Origin of the sequence: Mesorhizobium sp. M0938, from assembly GCF_040319125.1 — a bacterium.
Lineage (GTDB): Bacteria > Pseudomonadota > Alphaproteobacteria > Rhizobiales > Rhizobiaceae > Mesorhizobium > Mesorhizobium robiniae.
This window is the reverse complement of the sequence record NZ_JAMYNS010000018.1, coordinates 44,844-62,475: the sequence shown is the minus strand read 5'-3', so window position 1 is coordinate 62,475 and position 17,632 is coordinate 44,844. Positions and strand designations below refer to the sequence as shown.

Below are 17,632 nucleotides of genomic sequence, written 5' to 3'. Positions count from 1 at the left end.
CTCCCTGCCCATATCATGCGCGTGCCAGAGGCCTGAGTCTCGAAAAATCGACGTGTTGAGGGCGTGCGTCGGTCCGTTTGCTTTGGCATACGCTCGGCCTGCAGCGAACGGCCGAGGCGCACCGGTGTCGCATGTGGCAACGAAATCGCTCCTTTTGCGTTGGCCAACCATGCGTCGTTAGCAAACGTAACCAAAGGAGAATAAGCAATGACAGCCGACGCGGCGAAGCTCTATCCCCGCCACCGGGATCGGATCTCCGGCAGCGAGGACTACATAGTAACGCACTTTGCCCGGCAGAACGGCATCACCCCAGCGCAAGTCCATCAGTTGATCAAGAGACATGGAAGCAACCGCGCCAAACTTGTTGCCGCTGCGAAGGAACTTCGCGCGTCGCTTCGAACGGATTCCCCTAGGGCGATCCCTTCGCGGCGCCGCGCCGGATACCTCAGCGCCGGTGTCGATGCAAGAAATAGCTTAGAAACACGGTGAGGAGACTGCCGAAAACAATCCAGCCGAGGATTTCGTTTTCTGAGTTTTCAATCCTGGCCACCGTCGCCAGCTTCTGTTCGCGATGCGTCGATGGTCGCCTGCAGATCGGACCGGCTGCCGTGCCGAACCGAGTAGGCGCGTGTAAATTCGGCGCCCAACAGAAAGATCTCCGACGAATAAAAGACCCACAGCAGCACAACGAGCAATGCACCGGCTGCCCCGTATGACGATGCGATCGCGCTTGCTCCGATATACCAGCCGATCAGTGACTTGCCGATCGTGAAGAGAAACGCCGTCACCACCGCGCCAAGGCCAACATCGCGCCATCGCAGTGCGCGGTCGGGCAGGATCTTGTAAATTGCCGCGAACAAAAGCGCGATCAGGACAAACGAGACGATCCCGTTGATTGCACTCAGGATAATGGTGCCGAAGGGCAGATGTTCGTTGATGATTTCGCCAAGCGCCGAAATTGCAGCGCTGGCGACCAGGGACACCAAGAGCAGGAAGCCGAGCGCCGCGACCAGGCCAAGGCTTGCGGCGCGGGCGCGCACAAGCCCGGAAATCGATGTTCTGCCCGGTTTGACTTTCCAGATTTCGTTCAGCGCAAGCTGCATTTCGCCGAACACGCCGGACGCGGTGACGAACAGCGCGACGAGGCCCACAATGGCAGCAAGAGTGCCCGCCGTTCGACGTGACGCGTTTTCGATTGTCGCTTGCAAGAGCTCGGCGCTCTGCGGACCCATCAGCCCCGACAACTGGGCCGAAAGCGCCAGTTGCGCCGCATCGTTTCCGAAGGCCAGGCCAGCGATGGCGACAACGATGAGCAGGATCGGCGCAAGCGAGGTTGTTGCATAAAATGCCATTGCTGCGCCGTGGCTTAGGGCATTGTCATTGATGAAGCCGAGAATGCTCTCCGTAAGGAGCACCCAGCCCTCTTTCGCCACATTCCACATGTTGCGTCACCTTGCTTCTCAGCAAGCAATTAGAGGCAACACGGCAGCGGACCAGAGCAGCAATCGAGAAGTCATGGTCCGTTTGAATCCGGAGTTTAGGTGATGGATCTCGGGTTTTTGGGACCGACTTGGGCCGAAACCCTTTTCGTAAGGCCATCCTGCGTCGGGAAGGCCGAGAACGCCGCGATGGCTAGAAAGATGGGAATCCCCAATTCGAGGATTTCCTCGAACACCATGGCGGTATAGGTCCGGGTGACGTGGATGTCGAGAAATGTGAGATTTGATGGCGCTCCGTCGAGAGCCTTGGAAAGAACAGTGCAACCGATAGCGGCGGCAATGGCAAACGCAGTCGCCTCACCATGGCGAAGCCCGTGCACGAAGCTACGGAAGCCGTCCCTCAGAAGCAAATAGACGGCAACGCCGAGGATACCAATGATCGTCACGCCGATCAGCTTTTCCAACAGTGGAACGTCAGGCGAAATGTAGAGGGTGGTCTTGGTGATGTTGTATGTCGTGAAATGCGCATGGAAGTCCAGCTCGCGCAGGCACATCGCGATCGGTATAGCGACGAGATACCACCGCTTGAACAGGTCCCGATAGGGCATTTCCCGGATAAGCGTTGCCACGACGATCAGATAGCCGGAGGCCGAGAAGACCTCAATCGGACCGCCCTCACCGAGGTAAACTTTTCGTATGGAGTCGGGAAGGAAGACGAGCGGCAGGGCGACGAGAACGACGAGCACCAGCAGGGCAAGGCCCATTTGGTTGAAATAATGGCCTTTACCGTAATCGCTCGTGCTTTCGCTCCACGCCATGTTTGTCTCGCTCATATCTGTCTTTTGCCGACTGTCTATTAATCGTGATTTCACTCAATTTGAAAGACTGGGGCTTTGTCAAGTTGCTGTGCCCTATGCCCTGCCGCTTGCCATGATGCCGGTTGGACGCGCCGTATGCCCCACGCCCGCGTGGGGCTCCCCTTTGCGGCAATACGGGCCAGGGTTCGACGTGCCGAAGGTTTTCCCGCGCTGTTGCAGTTCAGCAACGGACTTCGGGATATCGCCGGCATACAAGTTCCGACGAAGCTGGCAGACGAGCGCCGAGGAGCGGTCCCTGATCGATCTAAGCCGTGCCGGCGTGAACTCTTTTGTCGTGCCAACTTCGCCTGAAGTCCCTGCCGGCGCGCGCCGCGCCCGACACGTCTCCTCATCTCTGAACAGTGTCTGGGCTGAACATTATCCGCTCGTCGCGTGAAAGCCCGCCACAAGAAATTGCTGACGGCGGCCCGGTTTCGTTGGCAAAAGGTTACTATTCCCTGCTATTCCCCGTTCAAATCAAAAGCCGTGGACTTGCGCATGACCAATGTTGCCCTGACCGGGCTTGCCCGCGATCTCGCCAAGCGCGCCGCGGAAGGCCATCCGGTGCGCATCGGCGTCATCGGCTCAGGCGAGATGGGCACCGACCTGGTGACGCAAGGCATGCTTATGCCGGGCATTTCGGTGTGCGCCGTCTCGACCCGCCGCCCGCATACGGCACGTGACGCTGTCCGCATCGCCTATGGCGACGAGGCGATGGCACGGGAGGCCGAGACCGACACGAAGGTCACCGAGGCAATCGAGAGCGGAAAGATCGCCATCACCTCAAACGAGCTGCTGGTAACCAATCCGCTGATCGACGTGGTAATCGACGCCACCGGCAAGCCGGGCGTCGCCGCCGATTTCGACTTGATGGCGATGGAGCACGGCAAGCATCTGGTGATGATGAATGTCGAGGCCGACGTCACCATTGGCTGTTATCTGAAGCAGCAGGCCGACCGGCTCGGCGTCGTCTATTCCGTGGGCGCCGGCGACGAGCCGTCGAGCTGCATGGAACTGGTCGAATTCGCCTCGGCGCTCGGCTACACCATCGTCTCGGCTGGCAAGGGTAAGAACAACCCGCTCAACCACGACGCCGTGCCCGACGACTATCGCGCGGAAGCGATGCGCCGCAACATGAACCCGCGCATGCTGGTCGAATTCGTCGACGGCTCCAAAACCATGGTCGAGATGTGCGCCATCGCCAACGCCACCGGGCTGGTGCCCGATATTGCCGGCATGCACGGCCCCAAGGCCGACCGCGATGAACTGGCCAAGGTGCTTATCCCGCGCGCGGATGGCGGCATCCTGTCGAAGAAGGGCGTCGTCGACTACACTATCGGCAAGGGCGTGGCGCCTGGCGTCTTCGTCATCGTCGAGGCGACGCATCCGCGCATCATCGAGCGCATGGACGATCTGCATATCGGCCACGGACCCTATTACAGCTTCTTCCGGCCGTATCATCTGACCTCGCTCGAAGTACCGCTCACCGCCGCCCGCATTGCGCTTTATGGCAAGCCGGACATGGTGCCGCTGCCGAGACCGGTTGCCGAGGTCTGCGCCGTGGCCAAGCGCGATCTCGCCGCAGGCGAGACGTTCGATGCGATCGGCGAGACCTGCTACCGCTCCTGGACCATGACTGTCGAAGAGGCTCGCGCCAACGGTGCCGTGCCCGTCGGGCTGCTCGAAGGCGGCAAGGTGCTGAAACCGGTCAGGAAGGGCGAGCTGCTGACGTCAGGCAATGCCGCGCCCGACCCGACGACCAGGCTTTTCGCCTTGCGCCGGCTGCAGGACGAGATGCTGTACGGAGATCAGGGAAGTGATCGAGGCGCGTGAAGGCGAATTGAAGCGGGAAAGTGGACGCAGTCCTCTGGCCGAACGACTCGCGGCCATTGCCCACGATCTCAAAGCCAGAGCGGGCAAGGACGGCCGGCCTGTGAACAAGGATGAGATCGACGACTTGTGGGGGCGAACGGAGCGACCAGGCAACGATTTTTCGCGCACTGATCTGACTTAGCCAGAAGCCTGCCACTACTTCCCCAGTTCGATCGACCTTAGCCGCGCGGCCTCCACGGCTTCTGTCAGCAGATTTGTCAGCCGCTCCTCGCCCATCAGCACCGCAAGCGCGGCGGCCGTGGTGCCATTGGGGCTGGTCACTTGCTGGCGCAGCACGCCCGGATCTTCGCCGCTTTCGGCGGCGAGCGAGGCGGCGCCATAGACCGTCTGCATGGCGAGCAACCTGGCGGTCTTGGTCGGCAATCCGGCCTTCTCGGCCGCCACAGTCAGCGCTTCGATGAAATGAAAGATATAGGCGGGGCCGGACCCGGCCACCGCCGTCACCGCATCCATCAGGCCTTCGTCGTCGATATCGGTCACTTCGCCGCTCGCCGAAAGCAGGTCGGCGACGAGGCGCTTGGTGTCGTCGGACACCAGCCTGTTGGAAAACACCACCATCATGCCCTTGCCGATGGCCGCCGGCGTGTTGGGCATGCAGCGCACGATTGGCGCGCGTTCGCCTAGAATGCCCTCGAAAGTGGCGACCGGCGTCCCGGCGGCAATGCTGACGAAGGTGGTGCGGCCATCATTGAAGCGCTGGTAGGCGGCGGTCACGTCGCGGATCACTTGCGGCTTCACCGCAATGACGACAAGGGCCGGCACCGCGTCCGCTGGAATGCCTCCGGCATCCGCTGCAGCGCTGCAGCCCAGCGCTTCGGCGCGCTTGCGCAGATCGGCATTGGGCTCGACCACGAAAACCGCCGCCGGGGCGAGCTTGCCGGATTTCAGCCAGCCCGAGAGCATGGCGTAACCCATATTGCCGCAACCGGCGAGAACAAGCCTGATCGTCATGGAAAACCTCCGCTAGAAGGTTCTCCCATAGACGCTCGCGACTAAGCGGGAAAGCCCTCTTGGGAGGGATGGGCTCAGGACGGACCCTTGACCGCCATCGGCCGCAGCGACACCTGCCGGAGGCCGAACATGCCGAACACGAAGAATAGCCAGACCGGATCGGCGCGACGGAAGAAGAAGCTTTCGAGGAAGGCATTCAGCGCTGCGAACAGCACTACCATCATGAAGAAGTCGCCGAGATAGATGTTTTCCTTGCGCAAGGGGATACGCATGTAATCGCGCAGCGGTGCGACCAGGAACGTGTAGACCGCCACGCAGAGCGCCGGGATGCCCATCAGCACCGCAATATCGAGGTAGCCGTTATGGCCGTGCACGATGGTTCTGATGTCCCAGACCCGGTCGAAGGGCTGATCCTGATTGAGCAGCAGCGGCGTCCCCCAGAAGCTCTCAAAGCCGTAGCCGGTCCATGGCCGCTTCGCCAGCATCTCGCCGGCGAATTCCCATAGCGTCGTGCGTCCGGTGTAGGTCAGGTCGGGAAAATAGAGTGCCGCCAGATGGTTCACCGGCGGCAGGAAGACGATGCCCAGCGTGGCGATCGCCGTGCCGATGACGGCCAGCGCGAACAGGATCGGCGTGCCGAGCCGCATGCCGATCAGGCCCGGCAGCACGACGATCAGGATCGAAAACGGCACCAGCCCGGCCGTCGTCTTGGAACCGGTGTGCAGCATGAAGATCATCGCCGCGCAAAAGATCGACGCGCCCCATAGCCGCTGCCCGCGGCGATAGAGGTACAGCCCGGCGAAGCTGAAGCAGGCCATTACAGGCCCGGCGATGTTCTTGTGGGTGAACACGCCGCGCCAAAGGCCGGCATGTTCCGGCTCCAGCGAGGCGGTGGTATGCAGCGCCTCGTTCGGAAAGACGATGAGCCCGATGTAGGAGAGGCCCATCACGACGACTGTGGTAAAAATGATGACCTTCGAGAAAGCCTCTGCGCCGCGCGGAAGCGCCAGGATCGTCGCCATCGTCAAAATGCCGATCAGCGTGAAGGACGCGGCGCGCATTGCCGACGGCGGGTCGGTCGCCATCACCACCGACAGCATGAAGAAGCCCAGCATCAGCAGCCAGGACGGGCTGAGCAGCGAGCGCACCACGCGCGGGTCGGCAAAAGCCATCAGCGAGAAGATCGAGATCGCGCCAAGCGAGCCGAAGCCGAGCTGGTTGACGATGTCGCCGCCATCGCCGGCCATTTCGGCGCCGGCCGGCTGGAACGGCCGGAACGACACCAGGATGACGGTGAACAGCAGCGCCGCGATCGCGGTCGCGATGCCGTCGCGCGTGAACGCCGCGCTAAGCGGCGCGCGCTCAGTTCTTCTCAGGCTGCCGGTATTGCTCATTGGCATATCCGAATTCGGCAAGCACGCGGCCGAGGGCGACATGAATTGGGTACAAGGCCGTTGCCAACGATCCCGTCCGCGCCAGCCTGATCGCGCCGCGAAACGGCGAGGCGGCAAGCAGCGCCAGGCTCTTCAAAAAAACCTTGGTGCCGGCGAACGGCGTGCCGGCCCGTTTCTTCTTCTCGACCAGTGTCGAGATGACGCCGTTGCGCAGGCTGCGGGCGCGGATCCAGTCGGCTTCGACGCGCCGGGCCGGGACGCTTTCGTGCACTTGCGCCTCGGCGCACCAGCCAAGCACAAAGCCTTTTTGTGCGGCACGGCTCAGGAAATCGGAATCGCCGCCGCCCATGAAGTTGAATTTCAGGTCGAGGAAGGGCGGCCCCATGGCGGTGAGCACGTTGCGCCCGACCAGCAGATTGCCGGAGGAATAGAGCGCGGGCACGCGCCCGGTCTCCCGGTAGGGTGGCGCAAAGACCGGGTGCTCGGCCCATCTGGCATGCGCCGGGTCGGCAAAGTCAGGCATTTGCGGCCCGCCGACAATGTCGGCACCGAGCGTCTCGGCCGTCTTGCACATGCGTTCGAGCCAGTGTGGATCGGCGATCTCGTCGTCGTCGATGACCAGCAGGTGCCTGAAATCGGGGAAGTGCAGGATTGCCGTCTGCCAGCCGGCATTATAGGCGCTGCAATTGCCGCGCTCATGCGCGACGATCACCATGCCTGATATCTCGCCGCGTTCGAACAGCGGCAGCGCCGCCTTGGCGCCGGCGCGCGCCTCGGTTTCGTTTTCGATGACGATGAGCGCGAAGCGTCTGCCGGTTTTCTGGGCCTTGAGCGACGCCAGCGTTGCCAGCAGCTGCTCCGGCCGTTTGAAGGTCGGCAGCGTGACGACCGCTTCGACGGCTTCCGTGACGAGCCCGGGAGACCGCCCAATGATCGATACCGAACCGTCCGATGGCAAAGGGATCATCCGTGTCCAATCCGGGATGGGAGTTGGGTCTCGATAGCATCGCGACGATAACGTTTCGTTAATCACCTTTCGCGGACAAGCCCGCAAATCGGCGACCTCGGGCCACCAAATATCGTCACTTAATCAAGGCTTCACCGCGCTTTGCTAGCCGTATCCGCTCAGGATAGGTGAGATGCATCTGCTGTTTGCCACATCGATCGTGCCCGACGGCGCACTTGCCTCGGGCTATGAGATCGCCAATGCCGCGATCATCGCCGCGTTGCGGCGTGCCGGCGCGCGCGTCACCGTGACCGGCTTCACCTGGCCGGGCAAGCCTGCAAGCGATCCGCAAAACACCATCGTGCTCGGTGCCGTCGATGTGCGCACCGAAAGCGCATCATCGCTGCGAAAGCTCGGCTGGGTTGCTAAGGCGATGCTCTCCGGCCTCACTTTCGCATCGGTCAAGCTGCGCGTGGTCACCGACAACGAGGTTCACGCCGCCATCGAGCGCGCCGGCCCCTTCGACGGCTATGTCTTGAATTCCGTGCAGTTCGCCGGCGCCTTCGAGAACCTCTTCGGCGACCGGCCGTCGATCTTCGTTGCCCACAATGTCGAGCACAGTTCGGCGCTGGAGAACGCCGCTGCTGCGGGCGGCGTTCTCGAGCGCCTGTTGTTTCGCCGCGAGGCCAAGCTGCTTAAGGCCGTGGAAGAACGGCTTTGCCGCCGGGCGCGCTTCGTCTTCACGCTGGCCGAGGAAGATCGCTCAGCACTCGGCGTCGCCTCCGACGACCGTTCGGCGGTGCTGCCGCTGGTGACTTGCGCCGAGCCGCCCGCGCAAAAGAAAACGCGCCGTATCGATTGCGACGCAGCGCTGATCGGCACCTGGACCTGGCAGCCGAACCGCATCGGCCTCGATTGGTTCCTGGACAAAGTGGTGCCGCATCTCAGGCCGGATTTCCGCATCAGGATAGCCGGCCGAGTGCCGTCGGGCGTCACGTCGGCACATCCCGGCCTCGAAATCGTACGCCGCGGGCCGGCCGCACGCGCGTTTCTGCGCAGGTCGGGGTGGAAGCCCCATATCAGCACCTCCGGCAGCGGCGTGCAGCTCAAGACCATCGAAATCTTCGAACTCGGCCTGCCTTCCGTCGCCACCAGCCATTCGCTGCGCGGCATCGACCATCGCCCGGTCAATTGCACCGTGACCGACGATCCGATTGCCTTCGCCGATGCTCTGCAAGCCGCTGCGGCCGATATCAGGGATGTCGACGGCAGCGCTTTCCACCACCGGCAGGTGAAAGCGCTCGATGCCGCAATCCGGCTCGGCCTGAAAAAGCTCGGGCCAGTCAGGCAGGAGGTGTTGGCATGAACATGCACACCGCCCGCGCCGCGTTCGGGGTCGACAGTTTGAAATCGATCCTCGGCATTTCCGTCCTCGCCATCCGCTGGGACGACGCGGTCGCCCTGCTGGCCCGGTTGATTGCGGAGCGACGCTTCACCAAGGTCAGCTTTCTCAACGCCCACAACGCCAATGTCGCCTATACGGACCCGGTCTTTGCCGAGGCGCTCGACGATTTTCTCATCCTGCCGGACGGCGTCGGCGTCGATCTGGCGGCGAAACTGCTCTACGGAACGTGGTTTCCGGACAATCTCAACGGCACCGACTTCATCCCTGCCTTCCTGCAGGCGTCCGCCAGGCCGCTGACTGTGGGGCTGCTCGGCGCGACGCAGGCCAACGCCGAGGCGGCGTCGAAGAAGCTGGCGGCGCTCGCCTTGCAGCACAGGTTCGTCGTCATCCACGACGGTTATTTCTCCCCCGCAGAGGAACCGGCAATCGTCGATCGCATCGCCAGATTGCGGCCGGACGTGCTGCTTGTCGCCATGGGCGTGCCGCGCCAGGAATTGTGGATTGCGCGCCACATCGATGCGCGCCACTGCACGCTGCCGATCGCAGTCGGCGCGCTGCTTGATTTCCTGAGCGGCGCGGTGCCGCGGGCGCCGCTGTGGATGCGCCGGCTCAGGCTCGAATGGCTGTTTCGGCTGTGGATCGAACCGGGCCGCCTCTGGCGCCGCTATGTGGTCGGTAATCCTGTGTTTCTGTGGCGCGTCATCGGCCAGAAATTCTTGCGCAGGCCCGCCCCTGCCAGATCAGGCCGCGGAGCGGGCCATTGAACAGCCGGTTCGTGCCGAACCCTGCCGCCGAAACCGGTGTCCTTCGGTCGACGCCGACGGCGGCGGTCGTGACGGCCAGCTATGCGCCGGATTTGGAGCGTTGTCGCCTGCTGTGCGAAACCCTCGACCGCTATGTTTCCGGCGTGGCGCACCACTATATTCTGGTCGAGCATCGCGATATGGCGCTGTTTCGCCAGTTGGAGAACAGCCGCCGCACCATCGTCGACGAGCGGGACCTGTTGCCGCGCTGGCTGCATGCCTTCGACGATCCGCTCAGCCTGTTCCGCCGGCGCATCTGGCTCAGCCTGAAGACCATGCCGCTGCGCGGCTGGCATGTGCAGCAGCTTCGCCGCATCGCGATATCGGCGCACGCCGGGGAAGACGTGCTGATCTTCTGCGATTCCGATGTGGCGTTCCTAAAACCTTTCGACTGCAGCGCCTTCTGGCGCGGCGGCAAGGTGCGTCTGTTCCGCCGCGATGGCGTGCTATCCGGCGAAGGCCATGAAGAGCATCGCATCTGGTCGCGCAATGCGGGCTCGGCGCTCGGCATCGAGCCTTCACTGATTTCCACCCACGACTATATTTCGACGCTGATTGCCTGGCGCCGCGAAACCGTGACCGCCATGTGCGCGCGGATCGAGAAGATCCATGGCTGCAACTGGGTCGAAATCGTCGGTGCTGTGCGCAAATTCTCCGAATGCATGATCTACGGCCGCTATGTCGACGACGTGCTCGACGGTGCCGGTCATTTCCACGGCTCGGAGGAATTCTGCCGCGTCCACTGGACGGGCGAAGCGCTGTCGGATGATGAGTTCCGCCGCTTCGTCGCCGCCATGGCGCCGGAACAGGTGGCCATCGGCATGCAGTCCTTCATCGGCACGGATATCGGCCGCATCCGCCGTCTGATCGGGGTTGATTAGTTCCGGGTCAGACCCGATCACCCTGAACGCCGGGTTCGATCCCGACCTTCCCATTTTCGCGGCAGGGGGTGATGAGAGGCGGGGAAGTAGCCTGTTACTGGCGGAAGCGCAGGTTACGTCGCGTGAGCTCGTTGACCGAGGTGCAGCCCATCAGCTTCATGCCGCGCTCGATCTCGATGTGCATCAATTCCAGTGCGCGTTCGACGCCGGCCTGCCCGGCGGCCGCCAGCGGGAAAAGATAGTAGCGGCCCAATCCGACGGCCTTTGCGCCTAGCGAGAGGGCCTTGAGCACATGCGTGCCGCGCTGCACGCCTCCATCCATCATCACATCGATTCTGTCTCCCACCGCATCGACGATCTCGGCAAGCTGGTCGAATGCGCTACGCGAGCCGTCGAGTTGGCGACCGCCGTGATTGGAGAGGACAATTCCGGTGCAGCCAATCTCGGCCGCACGCCTGGCATCTTCGATCGACATGATGCCTTTCAGGCAGAACTGTCCGCCCCAGTGCTGTACCATCTCGGCAACGTCGTCCCACGACATGGCGGGGTCCAACATCTCGGTGAAGTAGCGGCTGATCGACATCGCGCCGCCGCCCATGTCGACATGGCCGTCGAGCTGCGGCAGCTTGAACCGCTCATGCGTGTAGTAGTTGATCGCCCATGACGGTTTGACCGCGAACTGGGTGATGCCAGCGAGATTGAGCCTGAAGGGGATAGCGAATCCCGTTCGCTTGTCACGCTCGCGGTTGCCGCCGGTGATGCTGTCCACGGTCAGCATCATCACCTCTACCCCGGCCTGCTTGGCACGAGCCATCATCTCGCGGTTCAATCCACGATCTTTGTGGAAGTAGAACTGGTAGACCTGCGGCCCATTGCTGATCTGGCGCGCCTCTTCGAGGCTGACGGTGCCGAGCGAGGAGACGCCGAACATCGTGCCATATTTCGCTGCCGCGGCCGCCACCGCACGTTCACCCTGATGGTGGAACAGGCGCTGGAGCGCCGTTGGCGAGCAGTAGACCGGCATTGCCAGCTTCTGACCCATGACGGTCACCGACATGTCCACATTGGTCACGCCGCGCAGGACGTTAGGCACTAGGTCGCAGTCGTCGAAGGCTGCCCTGTTGCGCCGATAGGTGACCTCGTCATCTGCCGCACCGTCGATGTAGTTGAAGATCGGTCGGGGAAGGCGCTGTTTGGCCATGCTGCGGAAGTCATGGAAGTTATGGCAGTTTCTCAGACGCATCTCATCACTCTGTCAGCCCGGGCACAACTCTGTTGGCCCGGGCTCAACTCAGTTGGCCTGGGCACAACTCCGTTGGCCTGAGTTCACCTGCCCGAAAGCACACTGTCGCGCAATGCCCAAGCTTCAAGACAGGATGGCATGCGATTGACTTCAAGCATCGCGGCCAGATGCCACCGATCGCGCATGCAGGGTCCATCGTCAAAGTCCCCCCAAATGGTGGGTGGCGTCAGTTGCCTAAAATCTGCCGGCCGGCTGCTGCAATGCGTTCCCCTTGGTGTTCCCAAACGGGTTATGACAGGCAAAACGGCGATGACCCTCGGCTTCGGCCAGTGGCGGCTCGATCTCCCTACAAAGCGGCAGAGGCTGGAAACAGCGCGTGTGAAACCGGCATCCGGCCGGCGGGCTGGCGGGGCTGGGCACATCCCCGGTGAGCAGGATGCGCCGGCGCGCCCTTTCCTGGTCCGGGTCGTGCAGCGGAACGGCCGAAAGCAGCGCCTTTGTGTAGGGGTGGCGCGGCGTTTCGTAGAGTTCCTCGCGCTCGGCAAGCTCCACGATCTTGCCAAGATACATTACCGCCACCCGGTCGCAGAGATGACGGACCACCGAGAGATCGTGCGAGATGAACAGGTAAGATATTCGCGTCATCTCCTGGATTTCCTTCAGCAGATTCAGGATTCCCGCCTGGATCGACACGTCGAGCGCCGAGACCGGCTCGTCCAGGATTACGAGATCCGGCTTTGCGGCGAGCGCGCGTGCTATGCCGATGCGCTGGCGTTGCCCGCCTGAGAACTCGTGCGGATAACGCGTGGCGTGCTCCGGTCCCAGTTTCACCAGGTCGAGCAGTTCCGCCACCCGCTCTCGCGTCTCCGCTTTTGACAGTTTCAGCATTCGCAGCGGTTCGGCGATGATATCGCCGGCCATCATGCCGGGATGCAGCGAGGCGTGCGGGTTCTGGAACACGAACTGGATGTTTCTGCGCAGCGGACGCATTTCGGCCTCCGAAAGTCCTGCTATATCCCGGCCTCGAAAGACGATGCTGCCGCGCGTCGGTTTGATCAGTCGTGCCAGACACCGCGCAAGCGTCGACTTGCCGCAACCCGACTCGCCGACCAAGCCGAGCGTTTCACCCTGCCTGAGATCGAACGAAATGTCGGATACCGCTTGGATGCGGGTTGGGGCGCCGAAGAAAGGCAAGCTGCCGCCGGTCGAGAATTCCTTCACCAGGCCCCGCACCGAGAGCAGCGCGGGTTGGGCAGGCGCCACATCTCCGGGCAAGGATATGGCAGGAGCCGTCCCCATCACACGGTCTCCCCCGTTGTCCGAACCGGCGAAGAGACCTCGTCCGCGCAGTGACAGGCGACATCGACGTGACCGATCCGGCGCAGCAAGGGGTCCTGGTATTTGCACATGTCGACCGTCCGCCGGCAGCGTGGATGAAAGGCGCAGCCTTTGGGCAGGAAAGCGAGCGAAGGCGGCGCGCCGGGAATGGCGCTCAGCCGCGCCACGCGCTGTTCGATCCGCGGCAGGCTGTCCAGCAACGCGCGCGTATAAGGATGGCGCGGCGCCCTGAAGACGTCAGCAACTTCGCCGCACTCGACGATGCGTCCCGCATACATCACTGCGATCTTGTTAGCGACGCTGGCAACGACGCCGAGATCGTGGGTGACCAGAACCAGCCCCATTCGCCTTTCCGAGCACAGTCGCTGCAGCAATTCCATGATCTGCGCCTGGATCGTCACATCAAGCGCCGTCGTCGGCTCGTCGGCGATCAGCATTTGCGGATCGTTGGCCATTGCCATGGCGATCACCGCACGCTGGCGCATTCCGCCGGAAAACTCATGCGGATACTGTCCGGCCCGTTGTCTGGGGGAGGGGATCGAAACAAGATCGAGAAGCTGCACCGCCCGCTGCAAGGCTGCGCGCGCGCTGACGGAACGGTCATGGATCCGTACCGCCTCGGCGATCTGTGCGCCGACGGTGAGCAGGGGATTGAGCGTGGTCATCGGGTCCTGAAATATCATCCCGATTCGTGCACCCCGATAGCGGCGCAGGAAGCTCTCCGCTTGCCCGATCAGTTCTGCTCCGCGAAACTTTACCGAGCCAGTGACGCGGGCACGCGGCGGCAGCAGACCCATGACGGCCATCATGGTCGCGCTCTTGCCAGATCCCGACTCACCGACCAGTCCCATGATTTCGCCGTCCTCGATCGTGAAGTCGACATCGCGAACGGCGGGCAGCAAGGTTCGTGAGCGGCTTTCGAATGAGACGTTCAAACGCTCGACGGCGAGCAGGGGGGCGGCGTTGCTCATCGCGACCTCGGATCGAGATAGTCGCGCAAGCCGTCGCCGAGAAAATTGAAGCCGAGCACGATGCTGAGGATGGCAATGCCGGGACCGGCTGCGATCCACCAGCGGTAGAAATGCAATGCGCCCTCGGAGATCATCTGCCCCCATTCCGGAGTTGGTGGCACAGCCCCCAGGCCAATGAAAGAGAGGCTCGCCGCAAGCAGCACGATCTGGCCGAAATCCATGGTCGCGTTGACGATCACCGGGCTCCAGCACAGCGGCAGAATATGCTTGAACAAGATGCGCGGCGGACTGGCGCCCGAGGCGACCGCCGCTTCGACATGCTCGCGCTCGCGCACCGAGAGCACCTGCGCGCGCATCAGCCTCGCGTAGATCGGCCACCAGACGACGACCATGGCAATGGCGGCGTTGCCGAGGCCGGGTCCGAGCGAGGCGGTGACGGCCATGGCGAGCAGGATAGGCGGAAAGGAGAGCGTCACGTCGACGAAGCGCATGATGGCCTCGTCGAGCAGCCCGCCGACGAAGCCGGCTATCGCACCCAGCGCGGTGCCGATCAGCACCGAGCAGACGATGACCAGCAAGGCGATAGGCAGCGATTGGCGCACGCCGTAGAGCGTTCGCGAAAACACGTCACGGCCGAGCGCGTCGGTGCCGAGCCAATTCGCGGCGTCGGGCGGCGTGAAGCGCTTGCCGGCGAGCATGGTCGGGTCGTAAGGCGCCCACCAATGGGCCGTGAGCAGGACGATGAACCAGGCGATGATGATGACGCCGCCTATTATGACGGGCGCTGTTGCCCAGCGCGGCAGACGCATGGATCCAAACGTATGCACCTGAATACTCATGCAGCCCCGCGCGACCCGAGTTTGACCCTGGGATCGACGGCCAGGTAAGCGAGGTCGGTGACGAGGTTGGTCAACAGGAATGCCGCTCCGCCAACGATGGTAACGCCGATGATGGCCGGATGGTCCAGCCCTTGGGCCGCCTGCACGGCATAGGAGCCGATGCCGGGCCAGGAGAAGATCGTTTCGGTCAGGATCGCTCCGGTGATAAGATATGCGAAGGAGAAGCCAAGGATCGTGAGCGTCGGCAGGATCGCGTTGCGCAGCGCGTGGTTTAAAAGTACGCGCATGCGTCCGGCGCCTTTCGCACGGGCGGCGAGGATGAATTCCTGTCCGAGCACATCGAGCATCGATCCGCGCACCATGCGCGAGACGATGCCGGTCACAGTCCAGCCCAGCGCCAGCGCAGGCAGGATGAGGTGCGTCAGCGCATCGCCGAATTTGGCGAAGTCGCCGGCAATCAGCGCGTCGATCGTGAACATGCCCGTGACAAAGGGCGGCGCCTCGGAGCGAGGATCAATCCGTCCCGGACCCGGCAGCCAACCGAATTTGACGGAGAAGATGTAGAGCAGGATGAGGCCCGACCAGAATACCGGGATTGATGCACCCAGCAGCGCGAAAAGACGTGCGAAATGGTCGGCCAGGCGGTCGCGGAAATTGGCGGCCAACACGCCGAGTGTGATGCCGCTGATGCTGCCCACCAGCATCGCCGCGATAACCAGTTCTAGCGTCGCCGGCAGGCGCTTGAGCAGGTCTTCGGAGACCGGCCGTTTGGTGCGGAACGACGTGCCGAAATCGCCGGAAAGCAGGTTCTTCAGATAGATCAGATACTGTTCGGGCAGCGAGCGGTCGAGGCCCCAGCGCGTCTTTGCGGCGGCGACCACCGCCTCGTTGTGCATCTGCCGCTCGCCGATGAGCGAGGTCAGCGGGTCGGCATTGGTGAAGTGCGACAGCAGAAACGCCAGCGTGACAACGCCGAGCAGCAGGAGCGGCATCGCGATCAGACGTCTTGCTATGTAGCCGACCATCGCGATGCCTCTGAGTGCGAACCTCGCCTATTTGCGGCTGAGCTCTGACAGCGGAAGGTTGCAGCAGGCGGAATAACGAACGCCCTCGATGTTGCTGCGGTAGGCTAGCACCAGGTTTGGGCTGACGACAGGGACAATGATCTTGTCTTCGATCATTTGAAGCGCGATCTCATGATAGACGCCGTCGCGTTCGGCGTCCGACGCCGCCATCGCCTTTTTCATCAGGTCGGTTTCCTTTTGATTGAGCAAATCGACTTTGCCCTTCTGGCCGGCGCGGGTCAGCCAGAACGAATCCGGGATCATGCCGAAGAACTGGACGTACTGGGCCGAGCCGAAATAGTCGGGCGCGTAGAAGCGGGCCGAGAAAGGCACGCCGGGGCTGGCGACCTGTTCGCGCCAGACGGCGGAAGCCACCGGCTGAATGTTGAGTTTCACATTGACCCGCGCCAGGTCTTGCTGGACCTTCTGCATCATGAGCACGAGGTCGACACCGTAGACGTTGAGCTGCGCGACGGTGACGTCGAGCTCGAACCCGTCCGCCAGCCCGGCGGCGGCCAGCATCGATTTCGCCTTCTCCAGATCCTGCTTGGGCATCGGAAGATCGGCGGTTCCCGGGAAGCCATTGGGTATCGGCGAAGCCTGCGGCTTGCCTTCGCCGCCGACCGTGAACTGGATGATGCCGTCATAATCGATCGCGTAGGCGAGCGCCTGGCGGACTTCCTTCGTCAGGGGAACCTTGTTGCCTTCGGCACCGGGGCTGAACATGACGTAGATGAAGTTGTAGGATGGCACCGTTTTGATCGTCACATCCGGCGAAGAGATCGTTTTTGACGTGTCCGGATCGACCTGCATGGCGATGTCGGCCGCACCGCTTTGCAGCATCTGCGCCTGCGATACCGCGTCGGCGGTTTCGTCAATAACAATCTCCCCGATTGCCGGCGCCTTGCCCCAGAATTTGTCGTTGCGGACGAAGCGCAACTCGTCATCGGGTGCATAAGACTTCAGCACATAGGGGCCGCTGCCGGCTGAATTGGCCAGGAACCAGCCTTCCGCGGTGTCGGTCGTCGACGCATCCGCATCAGCCTTGGCACCCGCCGCAGCTGCGACGTCGCTGTTGATGATTACGGCATAGGGCGCGGTCAGCACGCCGATGAATTCGGAGTTGGAGCTTTCCATCGTGACGACCACGGTCTTCGGGTCGGGCGTGTCGATGGACTTGACCAGCGACATCATGAAGGAGGCGTCGGCCTTGATGTTCTTCAGCCGTTCGTAGCTCCACTTGACGTCCTTCGATTCGACCGGGCTGCCATCGGAAAAGACCGAGTTGGGAGCAAGCTTGAAGGTGAACACGGTCTGGTCGGCGTTGATCTCCCAGCTTGTCGCCAGGAGCGGCTCGATCGACTTGTTGTCGGCGGCGAGCGAGACGAGGCCCTGATAGGCCGAGCTCAAATAAATCTGGCAGGTGTCGCAGAAGGCACGGCTCGGATCGAGTGAGTTGATCTCCAGGTGGCGTGCAATGATCAATGGTTGGTCTTGAGCCAAAAGCGGGCCGGTGTGAAACGCGGTCGCGGCGGTAAGCACCAGCGCGGCCCGTCGGAATAATTTTGGAAAATTCAGTGCCATCGGATTCTCCCATTCGCAAATCGA

Annotated in this window: 17 protein-coding genes; 6 read left to right on the top strand and 11 right to left on the bottom strand. The window is 62.5% G+C overall.

The annotated features are described in order from the left end of the window. Positions 1-207 precede the first annotated feature (207 nt). Positions 208-489 carry a DUF3606 domain-containing protein gene (locus NKH73_RS26200; RefSeq protein ID WP_352937304.1) on the top strand — a complete coding sequence of 94 codons (282 nt, stop codon included), beginning with the start codon at positions 208-210 and terminating at the stop codon, positions 487-489. Between the two features lie 47 nt (positions 490-536). Here the strand turns inward: NKH73_RS26200 and NKH73_RS26195 are convergent, their stop codons facing one another. Both NKH73_RS26195 and NKH73_RS26190 read right to left on the bottom strand, forming a co-directional pair. Next, positions 537-1,442, bottom strand: a complete 906-nt coding sequence (locus NKH73_RS26195; RefSeq protein WP_352937303.1) for a YihY/virulence factor BrkB family protein — start codon at positions 1,440-1,442, stop codon at positions 537-539. A gap of 95 nt (positions 1,443-1,537) precedes the next feature. Next, positions 1,538-2,272: a hypothetical protein gene (locus NKH73_RS26190; RefSeq protein WP_352937302.1), complete on the bottom strand. Its 735-nt coding sequence runs from the start codon at positions 2,270-2,272 to the stop codon at positions 1,538-1,540. 522 nt (positions 2,273-2,794) lie between these two features. On the opposite strand from NKH73_RS26190, the gene NKH73_RS26185 reads away from it, so the two are divergent. Together NKH73_RS26185 and NKH73_RS26180 are read left to right on the top strand one after the other, a co-directional pair. Beyond that, on the top strand, positions 2,795-4,129 hold the full coding sequence (locus NKH73_RS26185; protein ID WP_352937301.1) for an NAD(P)H-dependent oxidoreductase: 1,335 nt from the start codon (positions 2,795-2,797) through the stop codon (positions 4,127-4,129). Next, entirely contained in the window at positions 4,113-4,310 is a 198-nt protein-coding gene (locus NKH73_RS26180) for a hypothetical protein (protein ID WP_352937300.1), read from the top strand. Before NKH73_RS26185 ends, NKH73_RS26180 begins: the two co-directional genes overlap by 17 nt. A gap of 14 nt (positions 4,311-4,324) precedes the next feature. On the opposite strand, the gene proC is transcribed toward NKH73_RS26180, so the two are convergent. The 3 genes from proC to NKH73_RS26165 form a co-directional block, all read right to left on the bottom strand. Next, complete coding sequence (gene proC, locus NKH73_RS26175; RefSeq protein ID WP_352937299.1) at positions 4,325-5,140, bottom strand: pyrroline-5-carboxylate reductase; 816 nt, start codon at positions 5,138-5,140, stop codon at positions 4,325-4,327. Between the two features lie 74 nt (positions 5,141-5,214). Continuing rightward, positions 5,215-6,534 (bottom strand): O-antigen ligase family protein, encoded by a 1,320-nt coding sequence (locus NKH73_RS26170; protein ID WP_352937297.1) that lies wholly within the window; start codon positions 6,532-6,534, stop codon positions 5,215-5,217. Continuing rightward, positions 6,503-7,501 carry a glycosyltransferase family 2 protein gene (locus NKH73_RS26165; RefSeq protein WP_352937296.1) on the bottom strand — a complete coding sequence of 333 codons (999 nt, stop codon included), beginning with the start codon at positions 7,499-7,501 and terminating at the stop codon, positions 6,503-6,505. The genes NKH73_RS26170 and NKH73_RS26165 overlap by 32 nt, the downstream gene beginning before the upstream one ends. A 172-nt stretch (positions 7,502-7,673) precedes the next feature. Between NKH73_RS26165 and NKH73_RS26160 the strand changes: the two genes are divergently transcribed. From NKH73_RS26160 to NKH73_RS26150, 3 genes are read left to right on the top strand one after another with little or no spacing between them, the layout of a single operon-like run. Beyond that, positions 7,674-8,846 (top strand): glycosyltransferase, encoded by a 1,173-nt coding sequence (locus tag NKH73_RS26160; RefSeq protein ID WP_352937294.1) that lies wholly within the window; start codon positions 7,674-7,676, stop codon positions 8,844-8,846. Then, positions 8,843-9,649, top strand: coding sequence for a WecB/TagA/CpsF family glycosyltransferase (locus NKH73_RS26155; RefSeq protein WP_352937293.1), 807 nt, complete (start codon positions 8,843-8,845; stop codon positions 9,647-9,649). The genes NKH73_RS26160 and NKH73_RS26155 overlap by 4 nt, the downstream gene beginning before the upstream one ends. After that, positions 9,646-10,569 (top strand): DUF6492 family protein, encoded by a 924-nt coding sequence (locus tag NKH73_RS26150; protein ID WP_352937292.1) that lies wholly within the window; start codon positions 9,646-9,648, stop codon positions 10,567-10,569. The genes NKH73_RS26155 and NKH73_RS26150 overlap by 4 nt, the downstream gene beginning before the upstream one ends. Before the next feature lie 94 nt (positions 10,570-10,663). Here NKH73_RS26150 and NKH73_RS26145 read toward each other — a convergent pair whose 3' ends face one another. The 6 genes from NKH73_RS26145 to NKH73_RS26120 form a co-directional block, all read right to left on the bottom strand. Further along, a complete protein-coding gene (locus tag NKH73_RS26145; RefSeq protein WP_352937290.1) occupies positions 10,664-11,812 on the bottom strand; it encodes an alpha-hydroxy acid oxidase in 1,149 nt (382 codons plus the stop codon). A 234-nt stretch (positions 11,813-12,046) separates the two neighbouring features. Further along, the gene (locus NKH73_RS26140; RefSeq protein WP_352937289.1) at positions 12,047-13,111 is read right to left on the bottom strand and encodes an ABC transporter ATP-binding protein; all 1,065 of its coding nucleotides are present in this window, start codon (positions 13,109-13,111) and stop codon (positions 12,047-12,049) included. After that, complete coding sequence (locus tag NKH73_RS26135; RefSeq protein ID WP_352937288.1) at positions 13,111-14,121, bottom strand: ABC transporter ATP-binding protein; 1,011 nt, start codon at positions 14,119-14,121, stop codon at positions 13,111-13,113. The genes NKH73_RS26140 and NKH73_RS26135 overlap by 1 nt, the downstream gene beginning before the upstream one ends. Then, entirely contained in the window at positions 14,118-14,930 is an 813-nt protein-coding gene (locus NKH73_RS26130) for an ABC transporter permease (protein WP_502894146.1), read from the bottom strand. Before NKH73_RS26130 ends, NKH73_RS26135 begins: the two co-directional genes overlap by 4 nt. 26 nt (positions 14,931-14,956) lie before the next feature. Further along, positions 14,957-15,985 (bottom strand): ABC transporter permease, encoded by a 1,029-nt coding sequence (locus NKH73_RS26125; RefSeq protein ID WP_352937285.1) that lies wholly within the window; start codon positions 15,983-15,985, stop codon positions 14,957-14,959. A gap of 27 nt (positions 15,986-16,012) precedes the next feature. Continuing rightward, positions 16,013-17,608: an ABC transporter substrate-binding protein gene (locus NKH73_RS26120; protein ID WP_352937284.1), complete on the bottom strand. Its 1,596-nt coding sequence runs from the start codon at positions 17,606-17,608 to the stop codon at positions 16,013-16,015. Positions 17,609-17,632 lie beyond the last annotated feature (24 nt).

Coding starts and splice junctions, on each gene's coding strand:
- NKH73_RS26200 (WP_352937304.1), top strand. CDS start 208: ATGACAGCCGACGCGGCGAAGCTCTATCCCCGCCACCGGGATCGGATC.
- NKH73_RS26195 (WP_352937303.1), bottom strand. CDS start 1,442: ATGTGGAATGTGGCGAAAGAGGGCTGGGTGCTCCTTACGGAGAGCATT.
- NKH73_RS26190 (WP_352937302.1), bottom strand. CDS start 2,272: ATGAGCGAGACAAACATGGCGTGGAGCGAAAGCACGAGCGATTACGGT.
- NKH73_RS26185 (WP_352937301.1), top strand. CDS start 2,795: ATGACCAATGTTGCCCTGACCGGGCTTGCCCGCGATCTCGCCAAGCGC.
- proC (WP_352937299.1), bottom strand. CDS start 5,140: ATGACGATCAGGCTTGTTCTCGCCGGTTGCGGCAATATGGGTTACGCC.
- NKH73_RS26170 (WP_352937297.1), bottom strand. CDS start 6,534: ATGAGCAATACCGGCAGCCTGAGAAGAACTGAGCGCGCGCCGCTTAGC.
- NKH73_RS26165 (WP_352937296.1), bottom strand. CDS start 7,501: ATGATCCCTTTGCCATCGGACGGTTCGGTATCGATCATTGGGCGGTCT.
- NKH73_RS26160 (WP_352937294.1), top strand. CDS start 7,674: ATGCATCTGCTGTTTGCCACATCGATCGTGCCCGACGGCGCACTTGCC.
- NKH73_RS26155 (WP_352937293.1), top strand. CDS start 8,843: ATGAACATGCACACCGCCCGCGCCGCGTTCGGGGTCGACAGTTTGAAA.
- NKH73_RS26145 (WP_352937290.1), bottom strand. CDS start 11,812: ATGCGTCTGAGAAACTGCCATAACTTCCATGACTTCCGCAGCATGGCC.
- NKH73_RS26140 (WP_352937289.1), bottom strand. CDS start 13,111: ATGGGGACGGCTCCTGCCATATCCTTGCCCGGAGATGTGGCGCCTGCC.
- NKH73_RS26135 (WP_352937288.1), bottom strand. CDS start 14,121: ATGAGCAACGCCGCCCCCCTGCTCGCCGTCGAGCGTTTGAACGTCTCA.
- NKH73_RS26130 (WP_502894146.1), bottom strand. CDS start 14,930: ATGCGTCTGCCGCGCTGGGCAACAGCGCCCGTCATAATAGGCGGCGTC.
- NKH73_RS26125 (WP_352937285.1), bottom strand. CDS start 15,985: ATGGTCGGCTACATAGCAAGACGTCTGATCGCGATGCCGCTCCTGCTG.
- NKH73_RS26120 (WP_352937284.1), bottom strand. CDS start 17,608: ATGGCACTGAATTTTCCAAAATTATTCCGACGGGCCGCGCTGGTGCTT.